Source organism: Streptomyces roseolilacinus (assembly GCF_014649335.1).
GTDB lineage: Bacteria > Actinomycetota > Actinomycetes > Streptomycetales > Streptomycetaceae > Streptomyces > Streptomyces roseolilacinus.
On sequence record NZ_BMSV01000001.1, the window covers coordinates 443,959 to 465,583 of the forward strand.

The window sequence follows — 21,625 nt, forward strand, 5'->3', positions numbered from 1 at the left end:
CTCAGTCCAGCACCGCCAGCGCGTCGATCTCGACGAGCAGCCCCTCCGGCAGCCCGACGTACACGGTGGTGCGCGCGGGCGGCACGGCCACGTCCGCCAGGTACGCGTCGTAGAGGGCGTTCATCTCGGCGAAGTGGGCGACGTCCGTCAGGTACACCCGCATCATCACCACGTCGTCCCAGCCCGCGCCCGCCTCCGCGAGGACCGACTCGACGTTGGCGAGGGTCTGCAGGGTCTGCTCGCGCAGGGTCGGCCCGGCGACGGACGGCGGCTGCCCCGGCACCGCGGGGCGGAAGCCGACCTGCCCGGCGACCTGGAGGACGTTGCCCTTGCGGACGCCGTGGGAGAACCGGGCGGGCGGGGCGGCGTGGGTCGGCGGCGTGACGGCGGTCTTCTCGCTCATGGCGCGTCCTTCGGTGGGGTGGTGCCCGAGTAGTCGTGACTGACGGCCCGCGCGGTGCGGCGCACCAGCGGGAGGAGGGCGAGGAGCTCCTCGGCGGTGACGACGACGTTGGGCGCGGACACCGACAGGGCGGCGGCCACCCGGCCGTCGGCGCCGCGCACCGGGGCGGCGACGCAGTTGATGGACTCCTCGTGGCCGCCGAGGTCGGCGGCCCAGCCCTGTTCGCGCACGGCCGCCAGCTCCGTGCGGAAGGCGGCGGCGTGCGGCGTCGAACGGGGCGTGTACGGGGGGTAGTCGAGGCGGGCGGTCAGCGCGTGGCGCTCCGCCTCGGGCAGGTCGGCGAGGAGAACCTTCGCGACGGCGGCGACGGTGACCGCGACGGGGCGGCCGATCCGCGAGTACATCCGCACCGGGTAGCGGCTGTCGACCTTGTCGACGTACAGCACCTCGTCGCCCTCGCGGACGGCGAGGTGCACGGTGTGACCGGTCTCCTCGTTGAGGCGGACCAGGTGGGGATGGGCGATCTCCCGCACGTCGAGGTTCTCGGCGGCCTCCTGGGCGAGCGCGAGGAGGCGGGCGCCGAGCCGGTAGCGCTGGTCCTGCTGCCGGTGGACGAGACCGTGCTCGTGCAGGGTGCGCAGCAGGCGCAGGGCGGTCGACTTGTGGACGCCGAGCCGCTCGGCGACCTGCCCCAGGTCCGCGGGGCCCTGGGCGAGCAGCGGCAGGATGCTGAGCGCCCGGTCGACGGTCTGGCTCATCGCGTGCGTACCTCCTCGTCGTCCGGCCCCGGGTCCGGCGCGCCGGGGCCGAGACGCAGTCTCCCCCAGCCCGCGTCGTCGGGCGCGGCCGGCCGGGCGGCGCGCGCCGGGCCGGCGGCGGGCGCGAGGTCGCCGGGCGCGGCCAGCGCGGCGGCGGCCGCCCGGTGCCCGTACCGCAGCCGCTCCGCGAACGGCAGCCCGCGCAGGGTCGCGTCGAGGAACCCGGCGGCGAAGGCGTCCCCGGCCCCGGAGTACGACACGACGTCGACGCGCGGCGCGGGCACGAAGACCCGCACGTCGCGCGCCGACCCCGGAACGCGGGCGAAGAGGGTCGCCCCCTTCGCTCCCTCCTTGACGACCAGCACGTCCGGTTCGGGAAGGGCCTCACGGACGGCGGCCGGGCCGCGCAGGCCGAGCGCGCGGGCCGCCTCGTCCTCCCCGGCGAAGACCAGGTCCGCGCCGCGCGCCAGGTCCAGCAGGACACGGCGGGCGGTCGCCGGGCAGGGCCACAGCGACGGACGGTGGTTGAGGTCGAAGGAGACCAGGGGCCGGCCCGGGCGGCGGGCGGTGAGCGCCGCCACCAGGGCGCGGCACTCCGGCGAGAGCGCCGCCGTGATGCCGGTCAGGTGCAGGACCCGGCCCGCCGCCGCCTCCTCGTACGGGACGTTTCGCACCGACATCGCGGAGGCGGCCGACCCGGCCCGGTGGTAGACGACCTCGTGCGCGGCGTCCCCCCGGTCGGCGGCCGTGCGGAAGTACACCCCGGTCGGCCGGTGCGGGTCCCGGCGGACACGCGAGACGTCGACGCCGTACGCGGCGACCGCCGCCACCAGGTGGTCGCCGAAGCCGTCGGCACCGACCCGGCTGATCCAGCGGACACGGTGCCCGGCGGCGGCCAGGGCGCAGGCCACGTTGGACTCGGCGCCGCCGACCGCGCGGGTGAAGGACGGCACGTCCGCGAGACGACCGGGCCGGGAGGGCAGGAAGGCGACCATGGACTCGCCCAGGCACACTGCTGTGATTTTTTGGGCTCGTTGCGCCTCCGGGGCGCTTCCCCCTTTTTTGGCTCGTTCCGCCTCCGGGGCGCTGTGTGCGGGTGTCGGGAAGTCGACCGTGCTCGGCCCCTCGTTCCTCGGGGCCTGCGCGCGCTCGTCTTCCCGACACCCGCGCGCCCCTTCGGCTCCACGAGCGGCCCAACACGGCACCCTCCCCCTCCCCGGCACAAGTGCGGCCCCTCCACCCCACGAGCGGCCCACGAGGGCCCCCTTCCCCAGCCCGGACACCTCGTACCTCGGGGCCTGCGCGCGCTCGTCTTCCCGACACCCGCGCGCCCCTTCGGCTCCACGAGCGGTACAGGAGGGCGCCCGCCCCCTCCCCACACCACCCAGCCCCACCGGCCCCACGAGGCGACCGTCCCGGTACTTCCCCGCTCCCCGGCCCCATGCGTCGGCCATCACCCTCCCGCCCGTCCATCGGTTCCCCGAGCGGCCCGAGGGGTCGACCTCCCCCTCCCGCCGGCATGCTCCTCCACCGGACCCGCAAGGCGGTCGTCCCGGCACTCCCCCGCCCTCCGGCCCCACGCGTCGGCCATCGCCCTCCCGCCCGTCCGTCGGCTCCGCGGGCCGGTCGTCCGGCCGGGGGCATTGACCCGATGTCCGCCCGGATGTTAGACACCGTCGAGCACCATACGCAACGACCGTTGCACCATCCGCAACGAAAGGGAGGCCCGATGGCCGCCGGACAGTCGCTGGGGCCCGACGCGCTCGCCGCGCGGCTCGCGGACGAGCGGGTCGACCACCGCTTCAAGGGCCTCCCGCCGGACGCGGACGGCCTGACGGTCGGCGAGCTGGCCGCGCAGCGGCGCAACGTCTTCACCGGCGGCTTCACGACCCCGGTCCTGACGCTCTCCGCCGAGGCCCTGGAGCACAACCTGGCGCTGCTGGGGACGTACTCCGAGCGCCACGGCCTGGCGTTCGCCCCGCACGGCAAGACGACGATGGCACCGCAGCTGTTCGCCCGCCAGCTGGCCCACGGCGCCTGGGGCGTCACCGTGGCGGTCCCCCACCAGGCGCGGGTCTGCCGGGCGTTCGGCGTGCGGCGGGTGTTCCTGGCGAACGAGCTGGTCGACGCGGCCGCGCTGCGCTGGGTCGCCGGCCTGCTCGCGGACGACCCGGGGTTCCGCTTCGTCTGCTACGTCGACTCGGTGCGCGGCGTCGAGCTGATGGACCGGGCGCTGGCCGGGTCCGTACGGCCCGTCGACGTGGTGGTCGAGCTGGCGGCCGGCGAGGGCGCCCGGACCGGGGTGCGGACGGACGAGGCGGCCCTGGAGGTCGCCCGGGCGGCCGCGCGGGCGGCGTCGCTGCGGCTGGTCGGCGTCGCCGGGTACGAGGCGCAGGTGCCGGACGCGTCGCCGCGGACCGTGCGGGCGTGGCTGCGGCGGCTCGTCGGGCTGGCCGCCGAGCTGGACGGGGCGGGGCTGTTCGCGGACGCGGAGGAGATCGTCCTCAGCGCGGGCGGCAGCGAGTGGTTCGACGCGGTCGCGGACGTGTTCGCCGGGGTGCCGCCGCTGTCGGCGCCCGTGCTGAAGCTGCTGCGGTCCGGTGCGTACGTCTCCCACGACCACGGCCACTACGAGCGGCTGACGCCGTTCAACCGCGTCCCGGAGGAGGGCGCCCTGGAGCCGGCGTTCCGGCTGTGGGCGCAGGTGGTGTCCCGGCCCACCCGGGACGAGGCGTTCCTCAACGCGGGCAAGCGGGACGTCTCGTACGACCTGGCGCTGCCGGTGCCGCACCTGGTGCGGTCCGGCCGGGACGGGACGGTCCGCCCGGCGGAGGGGCTGGCGGTGACGGCGCTGTCGGACCAGCACGCCTGGCTGCGGACGGACCCGGGGGGCGCGGAGCCGGAGGTCGGCGACTGGGTGGCGCTGGGGCTGGCGCACCCGTGCACGGTGTTCGAGAAGTGGCCGCTGATCCCGGTGGTGGAGGCGGACGGGACGGCCGTCGACTACGTCCGCACGTTCTTCTGACCCTTCGGGTCTCGGGTCCTCGGGTCGGGGAGGCGCGCGGTGGAGCTGGTCATCCGGGACGTGCGGGTCGTCGACGGCACGGGCGGGCCGTCGTACCGGGCGGACGTGGGCGTCGACGGGGGCCTGGTCGCCGCCGTCCGCCGCGAGGGCGACCGGCCGCTGTCCGGCGCGCGGGTGCTGGACGCGGCGGGGCTGGCCCTCGCGCCCGGGTTCGTCGACATGCACGCCCACAGCGACCTGGCGCTGCTGCGGGACCCGGCGCACGAGGCGAAGGTCGCGCAGGGCGTGACGCTGGAGGTGCTCGGCCAGGACGGCCTGTCGTACGCGCCCGCCGACGACCGGACGCTCGACGAGGTGCGGGCGGCGATCGCCGGCTGGAACGGCGACCTCGCGGACGTGGACCCCGACTGGCGGACCGTCGGCGGGTACCTGGACCGCCTCGACCGGGGCTTCGGCGGCGAGGGCGTCGCGGTGAACGCCGCGTACCTGGTGCCGCAGGGGACGGTGCGGGCATACGTGGCGGGGTGGGCGGACCGGCCGCCGACCGGCGCCGAGCTGGACCGGATGCGGCGGCTCGTCGCGGAGGGCCTGGAGCAGGGCGCGGTCGGCATGTCGTCGGGCCTCACCTACCCGCCCGGCATGTACGCGGACCGCGCCGAACTGGCCGCGCTGTGCCGGGTCGTCGCCGGGTACGGCGGCTACTACTGCCCGCACCACCGCTCGTACGGGGCGGGCGCGCTCGGGGCGTACGCGGAGATGCTCGACCTGGCGCGGGAGACGGGCTGCGCCCTGCACCTGGCGCACGCCACGCTGAACTTCGGCGTCAACGAGGGCCGGGCGCCCGAACTGCTGGCGCTGCTCGACGGGGCCCTGGCGGACGGCGTGGACGTGTCGCTCGACACCTACCCGTACACGCCGGGCTGCACGACGCTGGCGGCGCTGCTGCCCGGCTGGGCGCACGAGGGCGGCCCCGAGGCGCTGCTGGCGCGGCTGCGGGACGACGCGGTGGCCGAGCGGATCCGGTACGCGCTGGAGGTGACCGGGTCGGACGGCTGCCACGGCGTGCCGGTGGCGTGGGACACCGTGGAGGTGTCGGGCGTGTCGGACCCGGCGCTGGAGCGGTACGTGGGGACGCGGCTGCCCGGCTGGGCGGAGGCGCGCCGGCTGCTCCTCGCGGACCGGCTGGGCACGGCGGTGCTCCAGCACGTCGGGCACGAGGGCAACGTACGGGCGATCATGCGGCACCGGGTCCACACGGGCGGCTCGGACGGCATCCTCCACGGCGCGAAGCCGCACCCTCGGGCGTACGGCACGTTCCCGCACTACCTGGGCCGGTACGTGCGGGAGCTGGGCGTGCTGTCCCTGGAGGAGGCGGTCGCGCACCTCACGTCCCGCCCGGCGGCCCGGCTGCGGCTCCCGGACCGGGGCCTGGTGCGGGTGGGGTACCGGGCGGACCTGGTGCTGTTCGACCCGGGGACGGTCGCGGCGGGCGCCACCTTCGCGGCGCCCCGCACGCTGCCGGTGGGCGTCCCGCACGTGCTGGTGAACGGGCGGTTCGCGGTGCGGGACGGGCGGCGCACGGACGTCCTGGCGGGGCGCTCGGTACGGCGCGCGCCGTAGGGCCGCGCCGGGAGGGCCGCACCGAGAGGCCCCGGCAGACGCGGAGGTCCTGTCAGACACGGGAGACCCGTCAGGCACGGAGGACCCACCAGACCCGGGGGTCCGTCAGCTCAGGCGCGGGAGGGCTCGCGGTCCTCGGCCCCGCGCGGCGCCGGCAGCCACACGCCGCCGGCGAAGTCGGAGCGGCGCAGCAGCAGCTGGGCGCCGACCAGGCACACCACGGTGGCCAGGGCGAAGCCGTACGCGGGGGTGCGGCCGTCGGGCGCGGTCACGTAGACGAGGCCCGCCGACAGGATGGTGACGGCGCGGCCGGTGCGGCCGTTCCAGGCGGTCGCGGCGAGCGGCGGCACGGCCCACAGCAGGTACCAGGGCTGGACCATCGGGGAGAGCGCGACCAGGGCGAGGAGGGCGAGGCCCAGGGCGTGCAGCGGGTCCAGCCAGCCGCGCGCCACGCACGACGCGAGGTACGCGACGAGGGCGAGGGCCAGGGTGAGGCCCATGGCCTGGACGGCCCGCTTGACGGGGTCCGGTTCGGCGCCGGACAGGAAGTACATGGACTCGCCGAGCGCGACGCCGAGGTCGCTGGTGAGGGAGAGCGCGGTGTGGATCGTCCCGGCGACGCTCTGGGTGCGCAGCCAGCCGAAGCCGGTACCGGCGCACAGCGTCGCGCCGACCGCGACGCCGGCGGCGACGGCGCCGGGCCCGAACAGGCCCTTCGCGACGCGCCGTATCAGCGGGCCGGACGTCTCGCGGCCGACGACGACGCCGATGAACAGCAGCGCGAGCGCGGCCGGCGACTTGATCATCATGGCGAGGGCGACGAGGGCGCTGCCCACGACCCAGCGGCCGCGGCGCACGGCGAGCGCGGTGCCCGCCAGGAGCAGCCCGGCCATCAGCCCGTCGTTGTGGAGCCCGCCCACGACGTGGACGAGCAGCAGCGGGTTGAGCACGCCGAGCCAGAGCGCGCCCGCGGTGGCGCCGCGCGGCGCGAGCCGGAGCAGCGCCCAGAACAGCAGGACGAGCGCGGCGACGGCCACGATCCGCATCCCGAGCACGGCCGGCACGATCTGCCCGGCCGTCAGGACGGCGACGGTCTTCGCCAGGAGCAGGAAGACCGGGCCGTAGGGGGCGGGGGTGTCCGTCCAGTGCCCGCCGACGCTCGCGGCGGCCGCCCCGCCGAGCCCGTCCGGCGCGAGGACGGACGGGCCGAAGCGGTACACGTCGTGGCCCTCGACGACCATGGCGCCCTGCGCGACGTAGCTGTACACGTCGGCGCTGTACAGCGGCGGGGCGAGGAGGAGCGGCGCGGCCCACCAGACGAGCGTGGCGGCGGCCGCCCGGGCCCGCACGGCGGCGCCGTCGGCGACCAGCCGCCCGTACCTCCACCAGGCGACGACCAGGAGGGTGAGCCCGGCGAGGGCCAGGAGCACCCCGGGCCGGGCCGTGTCCTGGGCGCGCGGGAACCACAGGCCCCAGGGGTCCCGGGCCGGCATGGTGCCCGCGGCCCAGCCGCCCAGGGCCACCCCGACCGACCCGACCGCGCCCAGGCGCCTGCATCCGGCGACGCTCCTCAAGGACCACATGAGGAGCCAACCTACCCGGCCACCCCCGTCGACCCACCTGAGCCGGCGGAATCCCCCCGCACGCGCCTGCGGTCCGCGGGGCGCGTCCCGGTGGCGCGGGCACGGCCCCGGCACGCGCCCGCGCCACCGGCCGTACGGGACCGGGGGGCGTCTCACCCAGCGAGAACGGCCGGGCCTTCGGCGGGGGTCCGGCGCGTCGGGCCCCTTCCGGCCGCCCGGCCGTGGACACCGGCTCCGACGGCGGTGACCTGCGCGGGTGCGCCCGCACCACCCTCCGTCCACCCCCGTGGCGTGGTGCAAAACACGAGGCGCGGTGGGCCGTGCGACCGTAAGCTCGCGGGCATGCAGGTCATCCAGTCAACGAAGCTCGCCAACGTCTGCTACGAAATCCGCGGCCCGGTGCTCGACGAGGCGATGCGGCTGGAGGCGGCAGGCCACCGCATCCTCAAGCTCAACACCGGCAACCCGGCCGCCTTCGGCTTCGAGTGCCCGCCCGCGATCCTCGAGGACATGCTCCGCAACCTCGGCACGTCGCACGGCTACGGCGACGCGAAGGGCCTCCTCGCGGCGCGGCGCGCGGTGATGAGCCACTACGAGACCAAGGGCATCCCGCTCTCCGTCGAGGACATCTACCTCGGCAACGGCGTCTCGGAGCTCATCCAGATGGCGATGCAGGCGCTGCTCGACGACGGCGACGAGGTCCTCGTCCCGGCCCCGGACTACCCGCTGTGGACGGCGTCGGTGGCCCTGTCGGGCGGCACGCCGGTGCACTACCGCTGCGACGAGCAGTCCGACTGGATGCCCGATCTGGCCGACATCGAGCGCAAGGTCACCGACCGCACCAAGGCGCTCGTCATCATCAACCCGAACAACCCGACCGGCGCCGTCTACGACGACGAGATGCTGCGCGGCCTCACCGAGATCGCCCGTCGGCACAACCTGGTGGTCTGCTCGGACGAGATCTACGACAAGATCCTCTACGACGGCGCCACGCACACCCCGACCGCCGCCATCGCCCCGGACCTGATGTGCCTGACGTTCAACGGCATGTCCAAGAACTACCGGGTGGCCGGCTACCGCAGCGGCTGGCTGGCCGTCTGCGGCCCCAAGGCGCACGCCTCGTCGTACATCGAGGGCCTGACGATCCTCGCCAACATGCGCCTGTGCGCGAACATGCCCGCCCAGCACGCCATCGCGGCCGCCCTCCAGGGCCGCCAGTCGATAGAGGCGCTGGTCGCGCCGGGCGGGCGACTGCTGGAGCAGCGGGACGCGGCGTACGAGCGGCTGATCGACATCCCGGGCGTCAGCTGTGTGAAGCCGAAGGGCGCGCTGTACCTCTTCCCGCGCCTCGATCCGGCCGTCTACAAGATCAAGGACGACCGGCAGATGGTCCTCGACCTGCTGCGCGCCGAGAAGATCATGGTGGTGCACGGCACGGGCTTCAACTGGCACGAGCCGGACCACTTCCGCATCGTCACGCTGCCCAACACCACGGACCTGACCGACGCGGTGACCAGGATCGGTACCTTCCTGGACGGCTACAGCCAGCACTGACACCGTCGCTTGGTACGGACTCAACTTTAGACTGAATCCAATGTAGGATGGTCTCCTGTCTGCGAGCAGGAGGCCATCCCATGTACGAACCGATCCGCACCAAGTCGGTCCACCGGATGGCCGACGACGACCAGAACCGGTTCCCGCACCGCTCCCGCGAGGAGGAACTGGACATCCAGCTCGCCGGGCACCTCGCGGCACTGCTGGCCGTCACCGACGAACTGGGCGACACCGCCGCGGCGGACCGCATCGCCCAGCAGGTGGCCCGGCTGCGCGGCGCTCCGCCGGCCCGGCACGCCGGTCTGACCGGCGCGGACCCGTGCGCCCTGCACCGCCGCGCCCACGCCCTCGCGGGACGCGCCCTGGTCGTCGCGGCCTCCCGCGCCGACACCGCCGTCGCGATCCTCGCCGCCGAGCGGATGGACGCCCACACCGCCGCCCTGGACGAGGGCAGCCTGGTCGGCACCCCCTGATCGGCCCCGGTCCGCGCCCGCGCAGGCGCGCGGACCGGGTTGCCACACTCCCCCGCCAAAGGCCCCTTCCGCCGGCCGTCCCGGGAGGGAAACACTCCCCTGAGCCACTCGCCCCCAAGCACCCGAACCCCGGGAGGGGGAGGGCGCCCCGCTGGGCCGCTCGTGGAGCCGGGCGGGCGCACGGGTGCCGGGCCGGTGGGGGCGCGCTTCGTGCGGGGCCACACCTGTGCCGGGGAGGGGGAGGGTGCCCTCCTGTAGCGCTCGTGGAGCCGAAGGGGCGCGCGGGTGTCGAGGCGGTGATCGCGCGCAGCGCCCCGAGGAACGAGGGGCCGAGCACGTTCACCGCCTCGACACCCGCTCCCAGCGCCCCGGAGGCGGAACGAGCCCAAAAATAAGGAGACCCCCGAAACGACGCCGTCGTCGTTCCGGGGGTCGTCGGCCGCGGCCGGCCGGGATGACTCCACAGGTCAGGGCGTTGTCGTGCGGCCCGGCCGCGGGTCTTCGGGGCCGTGTCAGCCCAGGCGGGAGACGAGGGCGCGGTATTCGTCCCACAGTTCCTTCGGCGTGTGGTCGCCGAAGGTGTTGAGGTGCTCGGGGATGAGTGCCGCCTCCTCGCGCCACACGTCCGTGTCGACCTTCAGCAGGAAGTCGAGGTCCTCCTCGGGCAGGTCCAGGCCCTCGGTGTCGAGTGCGTCGCGGGTCGGCAGGATGCCGATCGGCGTCTCGACGCCTTCGGCCTTGCCCTCCAGGCGCTCCACGATCCACTTCAGGACGCGGCTGTTCTCGCCGAAGCCCGGCCAGACGAACTTGCCGGCGTCGTTCTTGCGGAACCAGTTCACGTAGTAGATCTTGGGGAGCTTCGACGCGTCCGCGTTCTTGCCGACCTTGATCCAGTGGGCCATGTAGTCGCCCATGTTGTAGCCGCAGAACGGCAGCATGGCGAACGGGTCGCGGCGCAGTTCGCCGACCTTGCCCTCGGCGGCGGCGGTCTTCTCGGAGGCGACGTTCGCGCCGAGGAAGACGCCGTGCTGCCAGTCGAAGGACTCCGTGACCAGCGGGACGGCCGAGGCGCGGCGGCCGCCGAAGAGGATCGCGGAGATCGGCACGCCCTTGGGGTCCTCCCACTCGGGCGCGATGATCGGGCACTGCGAGGCGGGCACGGTGAAGCGGGCGTTGGGGTGGGCGGCCGGAGTCTGGGACTGCGGGGTCCAGTCGTTGCCCTTCCAGTCGACGAGGTGGGCGGGCGTCTCCTCGGTCATGCCCTCCCACCACACGTCGCCGTCGTCGGTGAGCGCGACGTTGGTGAAGACGGCGTTGCCCCAGAGGGTCTTCATGGCGTTGGCGTTGGTGTGCTCGCCGGTGCCGGGCGCGACGCCGAAGAAGCCGGCCTCGGGGTTGATCGCGTACAGGCGGCCGTCCTCGCCGAACCGCATCCAGGCGATGTCGTCGCCGATCGTCTCGACGGTCCAGCCGGAGATCGTGGGCTCCAGCATGGCGAGGTTCGTCTTGCCGCACGCGGACGGGAAGGCGGCGGCGACGTACGTGGCCTCGCCCTGCGGCGGGGTGAGCTTCAGGATGAGCATGTGCTCGGCGAGCCAGCCCTCGTCGCGGGCCATGACGGACGCGATGCGCAGGGCGTAGCACTTCTTGCCGAGCAGGGCGTTGCCGCCGTAGCCGGAGCCGTAGGACCAGATCTCGCGGCTCTCCGGGAAGTGCGAGATGTACTTGGTGGAGTTGCACGGCCACGGCACGTCGGCCTGGCCGGGCTCCAGGGGGGCGCCCAGGGTGTGGACGGCCTTGACGAAGAAGCCGTCCTCGCCGAGTTCGTCCAGGACCGCCTGGCCCATGCGCGTCATCGTGCGCATCGAGACGGCGACGTACGCGGAGTCGGTGATCTCGACGCCGATCGCGGAGAGCGGCGAGCCGAGCGGGCCCATGCAGAAGGGCACGACGTACATGGTGCGGCCGCGCATCGAGCCGCGGAAGACGCCCTGCTCGCCGGTGAAGACCTCGCGCATCTCGGCGGGGGCCTTCCAGTGGTTGGTCGGGCCCGCGTCCTCTTCCTTCTCGGAGCAGATGAAGGTGCGGTCCTCGACGCGCGCCACGTCGGTCGGGTCGGAGGCGGCGTAGTAGGAGTGGGGGCGCTTGATCGGGTCCAGCTTCTTGAAGGTGCCCTTGGTCACGAGCTCCTCGCACAGGCGCTCGTACTCGGCCTCGGAGCCGTCGCACCAGACCACCTGGTCGGGCTGCGTGATCGACGCGATCTCGTCGACCCAGGCGATGAGGTCCTGGTGCTGGGTGGGGGCGGTGCTGGGAGCCGCGTTTCGGCGCGCCACGGTTGCTCCTTGTTGAGGGGTTTGTGGTTGTTGCCCCGTGGGGGCTGCGACCCGGACGCTGCGTGGTGCGCGCTCATCCGGTGCCGACCGCACTCATTTGATCATCCGACGGGAATGCGCATATGTCCAGAGGGCCTCTCACGTGAGCATCACCACTTGTGTCCCGGTGCCTACGGGGGCGTAGGTAACATTTCGCCATGACCGCCGCAGTGACCGAGCAGCCCGACGCCTCCCCGGACCACGCGCCCCTGAAGCCGCGCCTGCGTGGCTGGCTGCACGCCGGAATGTTCCCCGCCGTCCTGGTGGCGGGCCTCGTCCTGACCGCCCTGGCCGGCTCGACGCGCGGCCGCGTCGCGTGTGCCATCTACGTGCTCACGGCCTGTCTGCTGTTCGGCGTGAGCGCCCTGTACCACCGGGGGACCTGGGGGCCGCGGGCCACGGCCGTGCTGCGGCGCCTGGACCACGCCAACATCTTCCTGATCATCGCGGGCACGTATACCCCACTGACGCTGCTCCTGCTCCCCGACTCCACCGGCCGGGTGCTGCTGTGGGCCGTCTGGGCCGCCGCGGTGGCGGGCATCGCGTTCCGCGTGTTCTGGGTCGGCGCGCCGCGCTGGCTGTACACGCCGTGCTACATCGCCATGGGCTGGGCGGCCGTGTTCTTCCTGCCGGACTTCCTGCACAAGGGCGGGGTCGCGGTGCTGGTCCTCGTCGTGGTCGGCGGCGTCCTCTACAGCGTGGGCGGCATGGTGTACGGCCTGAAGCGGCCGAACCCGTCACCGCGCTGGTTCGGCTTCCACGAGGTGTTCCACTCCCTGACGCTCGCCGCGTTCGCCGTCCACTACGTGGGCATCTCGCTGGTGGCGTACCGGCACGGGTAGGGCGCGCGGGGCGCGCGCCCCGCGCGCGTCAGTGCCCACCCAGCTGCCGCGCCAGCCGCTCCGGGTCGGTCGTCGGGGCGTCGCAGGTGAAGTGGCGGCAGACGTACGCCGCGGGGCGCCCGTCGACCAGGGGCCGGTCCCTCAGCAGCGGGAACTCGTCGCCGTCGGGCTCCCCCACGGCGACCACGGCGCCCGGGGCCGTGCCCAGCAGCGCCGCCCGGTGCAGCGCGCGCGTGGCCGCGTCGTCCGCCGGGCCGGCGACCGCCACCTCGCGCGGGCCGTCCAGCAGCGCCTCGGCCACCGCCAGGCCCCAGCCGACGAACCGGGGGGCGCGCGGCCCCAGCGTCCTCACCACGCCGAGCGCCTGCTCGGCGGCGGTGCGGTGCGCCTCCGAGCCGGTGTGCGCCGCGTACGACAGCAGCGCGCCGGCGGCCGCGGTCCAGCCCGAGGGCGCCGCGTTGTCGGTGGGGTCCTGGGGGCGGCGGATCAGCGGTTCGGCGTCGTGCGCCGTGTCGTACAGCGCGCCGTCCTCGCCCCGGAACCGGTCGAGGACGATGTCGAGCAGGAAGCCCGCGAACTCCAGCCAGACGCCCTCGCCGGTGACCGCCGCCAGGGCGAGGAAGCCCTCCGCCACGTCGCCGTAGTCCTCCAGCACCCCGGCGTTCGCGCCGGCCCGGCCGTCCTTCGACGTCCGGGCCAGCCGCGCGCCCTCGCCGAAGTGCACACGGACGAGCAGGTCGGCGGCCTCCGTGGCGCGTTCGACCAGGTCGGGGCGGTCGAAGCAGGCCCCGGTCTCGGCGAGCGCGGCGACGGCGAGGCCGTTCCACGCGGCGACGACCTTGTCGTCGCGGCCCGGCCGGGCCCGCTCCTCGCGCGCCGCGAGCAGCCGCCGCCGGATCCGGTCGAGGCGCTCGGCGTCCACGACCCCGGCGCCCTGCGGCAGCTGGAGCACGGACGCGCCCTCCTCGAAGGTGCCCTCCTCGGTGACGCCGTAGAACCGCGCGGCGTACGCGGCGTCGTCCTCGCCGAGCACCTCGCGCAGCCGCGCCGGCGTCCACACGTAGTACGCGCCCTCGACGTGCCGTCCCGTGCCGTCGTCGGAGTCGGCGTCCAGCGCGGACGCGAAGCCGCCCTCGGGCGTGCGCAGCTCGCGCACCATGAAGTCGGCGGTCTCCAGGGCGACCCGCCGGGCCAGGTCGCTGCCGGTGGCCCGCCACAGGTGCGTGTACGCGCGGCACAGCAGCGCGTTGTCGTACAGCATCTTCTCGAAGTGGGGCACGACCCACGCGCGGTCCACCGAGTACCGGGCGAAGCCCCCGCCCAGCTGGTCGTAGAGGCCGCCGCGCGCCATGGCCTCGCAGGTGTCGGCGGCCATCTGCAGCGCGCCCTCGGCGCCGGTGCGGGCGTGGTGCCGCAGCAGGAACTCGACGACCATCGACGGGGGGAACTTGGGCGCCCCGCCGAAGCCTCCGTGCCGCTCGTCGTAGTCGCGGGTCAGGCCGAGCAGCGCCTGCGCCAGCTCGGACTCGCCCGGCACGCCGTCGCCGCCGTGCGCCAGGGACCGGCCGGACAGCTCCCGCACGATGTTCCCGGCGACCTCGTCCACCTCGCCGCGCCGGTCCCGCCAGGCGGCCGCGACGCCCTCCAGCACCTGCCGGAACGACGGCATGCCGTGGCGGGGCTCGGGCGGGAAGTAGGTACCGAAGTAGAACGGCTCCGCGTCGGGCGTGAGGAACACGGTCATGGGCCACCCGCCGTGCCCGGTGGCGGCCTGCACGGCCTCCATGTACACGGCATCCACGTCGGGCCGCTCCTCGCGGTCGACCTTGACGGAGACGAAGTGCTCGTTCAGGTACGCCCCGGTCGCGTCGTCCTCGAAGGACTCGTGCGCCATGACGTGGCACCAGTGGCAGGCGGAGTAACCGACCGACAGCAGAACGGGCACGTCGCGCCGTTTCGCCTCCTCGAACGCCTCCGGTCCCCACGGCCACCAGTCGACCGGATTGTCAGCATGCTGAAGCAGATACGGCGAGGTCACACCAGCCAACCGGTTCATACGACCCAGCCTCTCACAGCACCCGGCGCGACCGGCGAAATCCTCACGAGCCTCCTCACCCGGTCGAATCGCACCGGTGAGCCATCACGTGGCGACCGGCTCCTCCTCCCCTCGGAGTCGGCGCCGAACCTCCCCCGGCGTCCCGCCGAGCCGGACGGCCCGACGCCTCGGAACAGTAGGCTGGGCGCGGCAGCGCCGGACCTGCCGAGGCTCCTCGAAGGAGGTACACCATGTCCGCCGAGATGGTGGCGCCCGCGTGGATGCACACGCAGATCAGCGCGGAGCAGTACGACTCCTGGTCCGAGGAGCAGTGCGCCGGCATCGAGATCGTGGACGGGATGGTCGTCGTGAGCCCGAGCGCCTCCAAGCGGCACAACCGACTGGCCCGGGTCCTGGCCAATGCCCTGGATGCCGCCGCGGGCCCGGACTGGAACGCCGACACCGACTTCGACGTCCGCCTGCAGGACGTCCCGCTCACCAACCGCCGTCCGGACGTCATCGTCTACCGGGCGGAGACCATCGACGTCACGCCCACCCGCCCGGAGCACGTACTCCTGGTCGTCGAGGTCGTGTCGCCCGGCTCGGAGACCACGGACCGGATCGTGAAGGTGGACCAGTACGCCAAGGCCGGCATCCCCTTCTACTGGCGGGTCGAGCAGGCCGCCACCGGGGTCCCGATCGTCTACACCTACGTCCTCGATCCCGCCACCGGGGCTTACCGGGACGGCGAGATGTTCACCGGCACGGTGAGGGCCTCCGTGCCTTTCCCCATCACGGTCGATCTCGGGGCACTGTAAGGAGCCGAGGCGTCGCCCCGCTGTCGACGTTTGGCTGTCAGCGCCTCGAAGGTGGAATCGTCCAGCGTGGACTCCCGCCGGACGACAACGGATCTCAACGTCTTGCGCAGCGCTTCTGCTCGGCGAAGCTGACGAGTCGCATTGGCCCAGAAGAGGCCATTCCGCTCGGGATCGTGGACGACGCAGAGCATCGGCAGGCTGCCGTCGCGCCATGACCCACCGCACAGGCAGCGGAGCGCGCGGCGGCTCCGCCTACTGGTCAGCCCCTGGGTTCAGGGCTTGCGCGGACGGCGCCGACCTGGGCTTCGTGGCGTACTCCGTGCCCCGAAACCCGTTACCGAGGCAGCCGCCGATCATGATGACAGTCGCCGCCGCACCGAGGGCGAGGATCAGGCGTTCACCCCTCGACAGAGCGTTCGCTCCCTCCGAAGGTGCGGTCCGGCGGTGGACGAGCACGCCGGTCGCGAGGGCGCCGGCGACGACAAGGGCAGCAGTCAGGTCATAGGTGATGTACGAGAGGTCCCTCGGATCCGGAGCCGACCGTCGAAGCAAGGCATCTCGGCGGCGGGGACTGGCCGACGGCCTGGTTCACGGGTGGATGCGAACACCACGGACAGGGCCGCCTCGCTGGGCCGCCAGGTGTCCACAAGCGCGCGGCATCACTGCGGATTTTCTCGTAGGGCACGCTGCAGCTCCAGCCACTGCTGCACGCGAGACCACGATGACGACAGCACTCCGCGGGAGGAGACCGCATGGCCGGGATCACGCCCCGCGGGTCGTGCGTCAGGGCTCCCGCCCTGTAATAGGAAGTGTCTTACACTGTGGGCATGAAGTCGCCCCGAGCCGGGACCACCGAGAACATCTCCGTGTCCATGCCCGCCGAGTTGGTCAGTGAGCTCCGCTCGCGAACCGGGCGCCGTGGGCTGTCCGGCTACATCACCGAGGCTGTCCGGCACCAGCTCGCCATGGACGGGCTCGCCGAGATCGTTGCGTCGCACGAAGAGGAACACGGCACGCTGACGGAGCAGGAGATCGAAGCCGCTCGCCGTGAACTCTTCGGAGAAGAGGACGCACAGAACGTCGAACGAGGCGCTGCGTGAAGGAGCAGCAGGCACGCGCTGTGGTACTGGACTGCGAGGCGCTCTCCCTGCTCCTGCGCAACGACCGAAGAATGGCGGCTCGCATCGAGGCGTCTCGGCAGCTCGGAGTGCCCGTGCTCGTGTCGGTGCTGACCATCGTTGAAGCAGCCCAGAAAAAGACCGACCTGGCACGCTTGAAGTGGGTGCTCTCCCGGCTGCGGGTGGAACCGGTCAGCCAGGAGGATTCCCTGACCGCGGTGGAGCTGCTTCGGGACGCGGGCGGGCTGCACGGGCACAAGTACGCGATCGACGCTCTCGTCGCCGCGCTCGCACTCCGCGTCCCCGCCCCCGCGATCGTCCTGACCTCCGACCGCGATGACTGGTCGAAGCTCTGCGGAAGCCGTGTGATCATCAGGGAGGTGTGAGCACCGCCGCCCACAGGGGCGGCAGGTTCACCGCCACCGGCGGCAGGAGCCGTACCCGACGCTCAGCAGCACGGGCCGGCCGCGCCGCCGGGCCTCGTCGAAGGCCTCCGCCGACCAGGGCCACCAGTCGACCGGGTTGTCGGCGTGCTGGAGAAGGTACGGGGACGTCTCACGGGCCAGTCGGTCCGCCGTACTCCCATCCCGCCGGACACACCCGTGACCCACCGCACAGGCAGCGGGGCGCGCGGCGGCGGCCCGACGAGGGCCGCCGCCGCGGCGGGGTCACTTCCCGGTGGCCGGCTCCGCCCCGCCGGTGGAGGGCCGGGGCTTCTCCGGGGCCTCTTCGAAGTCGACGCGGTTCATGTGCCGGTTCATCGACTTCATCAGGGCCCACACGGCGAGGGCCATGACGGCGAAGACGACGAAGCCGAGGACGCCGGGCGTCACCTTGTTCTTGTCCAGCTCGGCGGCGAGGGGGACGAGCTGGGTCAGTGCCTGGTGTGCGCTCATGTCAGGCATTGTCCCGGATGCCCGCGAAGAGGTCGCTCTCGGGGAGGGTGGTGTCCACGAGGGACTTGGCCAGCTCGTACTCCTCCGTCGGCCAGACCTCCTTCTGGATCTCCATCGGGACGCGGAACCAGCCGCCGTCCGGGTCGATCTGCGTGCGGTGCGCGATCAGCGCCTTGTCGCGCGTCTCGAAGAAGTCGGCGCACGGGACGTACGTGGTGAGCGTGCGCTCGGCGCGCTGGAACTCGTCCCAGCGCTTCAGCCAGTCCCCGTAGGGGGACTCCAGGCCCCGCTCCTCCAGCGCGTCGTGCAGCGCCTGGGTGCGCGGGCGGTTGAAGCCCTGGTTGTAGTAGAGCTTCAGCGGCTGCCAGACCGGGCCGAACTCCGACTCCGGGTACTTCTCGGCGTCGGCCGCCCCCTCGAAGGCCACCATCGTGATCTTGTGGGTCATGATGTGGTCGGGGTGCGGGTACCCGCCGTTCTCGTCGTAGGTGGTGATCACCTGCGGGCGGAACGCGCGGATGGACCTGACCAGGCGGCCGGCGGCCTTGTCCACGTCCTCCAGCGCGAAGCAGCCCTGCGGCAGCGGCGGCAGGGGGTCGCCCTCGGGGAGGCCGGAGTCGACGAAGCCGAGCCACTCCTGCTCGACGCCCAGGATCTCCCGGGCCTCGTCCATCTCCTTGCGGCGCACCTCGTGGATGTTCTCCTCGATGTACGGGTCGCCCTGGAGCTTCGGGTTGAGGACGGAGCCGCGCTCGCCACCCGTGCACGTCACGACGAGCACGTCCACCCCCTCGGACACGTACTTGGCCATCGTGGCCGCGCCCTTGCTCGACTCGTCGTCGGGGTGGGCGTGCACGGCCATCAGTCGCAGCTGCTCAGTCAAGACTGGTCCTCAATGATTGGTCAGGTCGCTCGGCTTCTATAGTGACGGAATCGGCGCGGGGGATATTCCGTCGTTCGGCGTACGAGAGGAACGATCATGAGCGTGACGGGCGAGCGGCTCCCCGAGGGCCGGTACGGCCGCACCGCCGAGGCGCGCACGGACCGCGGACTCAAGATCGTCGGCTCGGTGCTGGGGGTCGCGATGCTCGCGCTGATCGGGTGGTTCGGCTACGACTACATCACGGGCCAGAAGGTCAGCGCCGAGCTGATCAAGTTCGACGTGGTGGCGGCGGACCGCGTGGACGTGCACCTGGAGGTGCGCAAGGCGGACGGCGCGAAGGGGTACTGCACGGTGCGGGCCCTCGCGGAGAGCGGCGCGGAGGTGGGCCGCAAGGAGGTCCGCTTCGACCAGGCCGCGCCGCGCGTCGACGAGGTGGTCACCGTCCGCACGACGGAACTGGCCACGGCCGCGGACCTCCTGGGCTGCGTCCCGGACTGACGCCCGGCCTCCCCCACGCCTCCCCCACGGCACACCAGGCCCCGCGCGACCTGCGGAGTCACAGGTTCCGTGACATTCGTCCTCCCCCTTCGGTCGCGTAATTGTTAGGCTCGTGGTTTCGCCCTCCCGGTAAGGCCGCATGCTTCTGGTAGGGCGATGCTTTGTATACCCAGCACCGACGAGGAGCACCTGTGACCCAGACCAGCGACAACGTCACCTGGCTCACCCAGGAGGCGTACAACCAGCTCAAGGCCGAGCTGGAGTACCTGTCTGGTCCCGCGCGAACCGAGATCGCCGCGAAGATCGCGGCGGCGCGCGAGGAGGGGGACCTGCGCGAGAACGGCGGGTACCACGCGGCCAAGGAGGAGCAGGGCAAGCAGGAGCTCCGGGTCCGCCAGCTCACCCAGCTCCTGGAGCACGCGAAGGTCGGCGAGGCCCCCGCCGTGACGGGCGTGGTCGCCCCCGGCATGGTCGTGACGATCGCCTTCGACGGCGACGAGGACGACACCCTGGCCTTCCTGCTGGCCTCCCGCGAGTACGCGAGCTCCGACATCGAGACGTACTCCCCGCAGTCCCCGCTGGGCTCGGGCGTGAACGGCAAGAAGGTCGGCGAGGACGCGGAGTACGAGCTGCCGAACGGCAAGAAGGCGTCCGTGCGCATCCTGGACGCCCAGCCGTACCAGGGCTGAGTCCGCACACCGGCACGGCGGAGGGCCGGGCGCGCCACAGGGCGCGGCCCGGCCCTCCGCCGTGGTCCCGGCGCGTCCCGGCGGTCAGGCGGCCGAGGGGCGGGCGGCCTCCCCGTGTGCCGGCGGTCGGGCGCCTCCCCGCGTGCCCGCGGTCAGGCGGCCGAGCGGTACTTGCGGACCGCCAGCGTGCGGAAGACCACGATGATCAGCAGCGACCAGATGACCGACGCCCACACCGGGTGCTGCATCGGCCACGCGTCCGACGGGGACACGCCGGGGTTGCCGAACAGTTCGCGGCACGCCTGGACGGTCGCGCTGAACGGGTTCCACTCGGCGACGTGCCGCAGCCAGGGCGTCATCCGCCCGGAGTCCACGAACGCGTTCGAGGTGAACGTGACCGGGAAGAGCCAGATCAGCCCGCCGGACGTGGCGGCCTCCGGGGTCCGCACGGACAGGCCGATCAGCGCGCCGATCCACGAGAACGCGTAGCCCAGCAGGAGCAGCAGCGCGAACGCGGCCAGCGCCTTCGGCACGCCCGCGTCGATGCGCCAGCCGACGAGCAGCGCGACGACCGCGAGGACGACGACGGTCAGCGCCGTCTGGACGAGGTCGGCGAGCGTCCGCCCGGTGAGGACCGCGCCGCGCGCCATGGGCAGCGACCGGAACCGGTCGATGAGGCCCTTGTGCATGTCGTCCGCGATGCCCGCGCCCGCGCCGGCCGTGGCGAACGTGACGGTCTGGGCGAAGATCCCGGCCATGAGGAAGTTGCGGTACACCGACGGGTCGGTGCTGCCGCCGATGTTCATGGAGCCGCCGAAGACGTAGCTGAACAGCACCACGAACATGATCGGCTGGACGAGGCCGAAGATCATCATTTCGGGGATCCGCCTCATGCGGATGAGGTTCCTGCGGGCCACGACCAGGGAGTCGGTGAGCGACTGGACGATGCCGCCGCGCGGGCGGGGCGCGGCGAGCCGCGGGGCGTCGGTGGCGGCGGTCACTTCAGGGGGTCCTTCCGGGATGCGGCGGTGGCGCCGGCCGCGTCGGGGGCGTCGGGAGCGTCCTTCTGCTCCGCGGCGTGGCCGGTGAGGGAGATGAACACGTCGTCGAGGGTGGGGCGGCGCAGCCCGATGTCGTCGATCTCGACGCCGCGCGCGTCCAGTTCGCGGATGACCTCGGCGAGCAGCTTGGCGCCGCCGGTGACGGGGACGGTGAGCCTGCGCGTGTGCTCCTCGACCGTGACGGCACCGCTGCGGCCGAAGGCGGCGAGCACCTCGCGGCCGGCGGCGATCTCGTCGGGCCGGTGCACGACGACCTCGACGCGTTCGCCGCCGGTACGGGCCTTGAGCTGGTCGGACGTGCCGCGGGCGATGACCCGGCCGTGGTCGACGACGCAGATCTCGTGGGCGAGGTGGTCGGCCTCCTCCAGGTACTGCGTGGTGAGCAGCAGGGTCGTGCCGCCCGCGACGAGTTCCTGGATGACCTCCCACAGGGCCTGGCGGTTGCGCGGGTCGAGGCCGGTCGTCGGCTCGTCCATGAACATCACGGGCGGGGAGACGACGAGCGCGGCGGCCAGGTCGAGGCGGCGGCGCATGCCGCCGGAGTACGTCTTGGCGGGGCGGTCGGCGGCGTCGGCGAGGCCGAAGCGCTCCAGCAGTTCGGCCGCGCGGGCCTTCGCCGCCCTGCCGGACATCTGGTAGAGCCGGCCGACCATGTGGAGGTTCTCGCGGCCGGTGAGGTACTCGTCGACGGCGGCGAACTGGCCGGAGAGGCCGATGGAGCGGCGCACCTCGTTGGGGTGCTTGAGGACGTCGACGCCCGCGACGACCGCCCGGCCGCTGTCCGGCCGCAGGAGCGTGGTGAGCACGCGCACCGTGGTGGTCTTCCCGGCCCCGTTCGGGCCGAGGAGTCCCAGGACGGTGCCTTCGGGGACGTCGAGGTCCACGCCGTCCAGTGCTCGTACGTCGCCGAAGGTCTTCACCAGACCTTCCGCGTGAATGGCGCCTGGCATGTGATGACTCCCGGGAGGGGGAAAGGTGGGATGGTCCGGCTCGC

General features: G+C 73.3%; 20 protein-coding genes and 1 pseudogene. 10 read left to right on the forward strand and 11 right to left on the reverse strand.

The features are described from left to right. Position 1: 1 nt before the first annotated feature. The 3 genes from IE106_RS01950 to IE106_RS01960 are packed head-to-tail and all read right to left on the reverse strand — an operon-like array spanning position 2 to position 2,156. Entirely contained in the window at positions 2 to 403 is a 402-nt protein-coding gene (locus IE106_RS01950) for a RidA family protein (protein ID WP_189529465.1), read from the reverse strand. Next, entirely contained in the window at positions 400 to 1,161 is a 762-nt protein-coding gene (locus tag IE106_RS01955; protein WP_189529466.1) for an IclR family transcriptional regulator, read from the reverse strand. Before IE106_RS01955 ends, IE106_RS01950 begins: the two co-directional genes overlap by 4 nt. Then, on the reverse strand, positions 1,158 to 2,156 hold the full coding sequence (locus tag IE106_RS01960; RefSeq protein ID WP_229839987.1) for a sugar kinase: 999 nt from the start codon (positions 2,154 to 2,156) through the stop codon (positions 1,158 to 1,160). The genes IE106_RS01955 and IE106_RS01960 overlap by 4 nt, the downstream gene beginning before the upstream one ends. 734 nt (positions 2,157 to 2,890) lie before the next feature. Here IE106_RS01960 and IE106_RS01965 point away from each other — a divergent pair. Together IE106_RS01965 and IE106_RS01970 are read left to right on the forward strand one after the other, a co-directional pair. Further along, on the forward strand, positions 2,891 to 4,186 hold the full coding sequence (locus IE106_RS01965; protein ID WP_189529468.1) for an alanine racemase: 1,296 nt from the start codon (positions 2,891 to 2,893) through the stop codon (positions 4,184 to 4,186). A 39-nt stretch (positions 4,187 to 4,225) separates the two neighbouring features. Then, on the forward strand, positions 4,226 to 5,806 hold the full coding sequence (locus tag IE106_RS01970) for an N-acyl-D-amino-acid deacylase family protein (RefSeq protein WP_189529469.1): 1,581 nt from the start codon (positions 4,226 to 4,228) through the stop codon (positions 5,804 to 5,806). Positions 5,807 to 5,916: 110 nt separating this feature from the next. Here the strand turns inward: IE106_RS01970 and mptB are convergent, their stop codons facing one another. Further along, on the reverse strand, positions 5,917 to 7,389 hold the full coding sequence (gene mptB / locus IE106_RS01975) for a polyprenol phosphomannose-dependent alpha 1,6 mannosyltransferase MptB (protein WP_189529470.1): 1,473 nt from the start codon (positions 7,387 to 7,389) through the stop codon (positions 5,917 to 5,919). Between the two features lie 342 nt (positions 7,390 to 7,731). Here mptB and IE106_RS01980 point away from each other — a divergent pair, with 342 nt between their 5' ends. Together IE106_RS01980 and IE106_RS01985 are read left to right on the forward strand one after the other, a co-directional pair. Continuing rightward, the gene (locus IE106_RS01980; protein WP_189529471.1) at positions 7,732 to 8,943 is read left to right on the forward strand and encodes a pyridoxal phosphate-dependent aminotransferase; all 1,212 of its coding nucleotides are present in this window, start codon (positions 7,732 to 7,734) and stop codon (positions 8,941 to 8,943) included. Between the two features lie 80 nt (positions 8,944 to 9,023). Next, positions 9,024 to 9,416, forward strand: a complete 393-nt coding sequence (locus IE106_RS01985) for an SCO4983 family protein (RefSeq protein ID WP_189529472.1) — start codon at positions 9,024 to 9,026, stop codon at positions 9,414 to 9,416. 512 nt (positions 9,417 to 9,928) lie between these two features. Here IE106_RS01985 and IE106_RS01990 read toward each other — a convergent pair. Continuing rightward, positions 9,929 to 11,752, reverse strand: a complete 1,824-nt coding sequence (locus IE106_RS01990; RefSeq protein WP_189529473.1) for a phosphoenolpyruvate carboxykinase (GTP) — start codon at positions 11,750 to 11,752, stop codon at positions 9,929 to 9,931. Positions 11,753 to 11,949: 197 nt separating this feature from the next. Here IE106_RS01990 and trhA point away from each other — a divergent pair, with 197 nt between their 5' ends. Further along, the gene (gene trhA / locus IE106_RS01995) at positions 11,950 to 12,633 is read left to right on the forward strand and encodes a PAQR family membrane homeostasis protein TrhA (RefSeq protein ID WP_189529474.1); all 684 of its coding nucleotides are present in this window, start codon (positions 11,950 to 11,952) and stop codon (positions 12,631 to 12,633) included. Between the two features lie 28 nt (positions 12,634 to 12,661). Here trhA and IE106_RS02000 read toward each other — a convergent pair whose 3' ends face one another. After that, a complete protein-coding gene (locus tag IE106_RS02000) occupies positions 12,662 to 14,689 on the reverse strand; it encodes a thioredoxin domain-containing protein (protein ID WP_189529475.1) in 2,028 nt (675 codons plus the stop codon). A 230-nt stretch (positions 14,690 to 14,919) separates the two neighbouring features. Between IE106_RS02000 and IE106_RS02005 the strand changes: the two genes are divergently transcribed. From IE106_RS02005 to IE106_RS02015, 3 genes are all read left to right on the forward strand, one after another. Beyond that, positions 14,920 to 15,486 carry a Uma2 family endonuclease gene (locus tag IE106_RS02005; protein WP_189529476.1) on the forward strand — a complete coding sequence of 189 codons (567 nt, stop codon included), beginning with the start codon at positions 14,920 to 14,922 and terminating at the stop codon, positions 15,484 to 15,486. An 827-nt stretch (positions 15,487 to 16,313) separates the two neighbouring features. After that, entirely contained in the window at positions 16,314 to 16,586 is a 273-nt protein-coding gene (locus tag IE106_RS02010; protein WP_189529477.1) for a hypothetical protein, read from the forward strand. Then, on the forward strand, positions 16,583 to 16,990 hold the full coding sequence (locus IE106_RS02015; protein ID WP_189529478.1) for a PIN domain-containing protein: 408 nt from the start codon (positions 16,583 to 16,585) through the stop codon (positions 16,988 to 16,990). The genes IE106_RS02010 and IE106_RS02015 overlap by 4 nt, the downstream gene beginning before the upstream one ends. A gap of 42 nt (positions 16,991 to 17,032) precedes the next feature. On the opposite strand, the pseudogene IE106_RS02020 reads toward IE106_RS02015, so the two are convergent. The 3 genes and pseudogenes from IE106_RS02020 to mca form a co-directional block, all read right to left on the reverse strand. Beyond that, positions 17,033 to 17,215: pseudogene (locus IE106_RS02020) on the reverse strand (DUF255 domain-containing protein); the annotation flags it as partial. 57 nt (positions 17,216 to 17,272) lie between these two features. Beyond that, positions 17,273 to 17,509: a hypothetical protein gene (locus IE106_RS02025; protein WP_189529479.1), complete on the reverse strand. Its 237-nt coding sequence runs from the start codon at positions 17,507 to 17,509 to the stop codon at positions 17,273 to 17,275. Continuing rightward, a complete protein-coding gene (gene mca, locus IE106_RS02030) occupies positions 17,502 to 18,383 on the reverse strand; it encodes a mycothiol conjugate amidase Mca (protein WP_189529480.1) in 882 nt (293 codons plus the stop codon). The genes IE106_RS02025 and mca overlap by 8 nt, the downstream gene beginning before the upstream one ends. Before the next feature lie 96 nt (positions 18,384 to 18,479). Between mca and IE106_RS02035 the strand changes: the two genes are divergently transcribed. Both IE106_RS02035 and greA read left to right on the forward strand, forming a co-directional pair. Continuing rightward, positions 18,480 to 18,881 (forward strand): DUF4307 domain-containing protein, encoded by a 402-nt coding sequence (locus IE106_RS02035; RefSeq protein ID WP_189529481.1) that lies wholly within the window; start codon positions 18,480 to 18,482, stop codon positions 18,879 to 18,881. 191 nt (positions 18,882 to 19,072) lie between these two features. Next, the gene (greA, locus tag IE106_RS02040; protein ID WP_189529482.1) at positions 19,073 to 19,570 is read left to right on the forward strand and encodes a transcription elongation factor GreA; all 498 of its coding nucleotides are present in this window, start codon (positions 19,073 to 19,075) and stop codon (positions 19,568 to 19,570) included. Between the two features lie 152 nt (positions 19,571 to 19,722). On the opposite strand, the gene IE106_RS02045 is transcribed toward greA, so the two are convergent. Together IE106_RS02045 and IE106_RS02050 are read right to left on the reverse strand one after the other, a co-directional pair. After that, complete coding sequence (locus IE106_RS02045; protein WP_189529483.1) at positions 19,723 to 20,571, reverse strand: ABC transporter permease; 849 nt, start codon at positions 20,569 to 20,571, stop codon at positions 19,723 to 19,725. Further along, positions 20,568 to 21,581, reverse strand: coding sequence for an ATP-binding cassette domain-containing protein (locus tag IE106_RS02050; RefSeq protein ID WP_189529484.1), 1,014 nt, complete (start codon positions 21,579 to 21,581; stop codon positions 20,568 to 20,570). The genes IE106_RS02045 and IE106_RS02050 overlap by 4 nt, the downstream gene beginning before the upstream one ends. Positions 21,582 to 21,625: the final 44 nt, after the last annotated feature.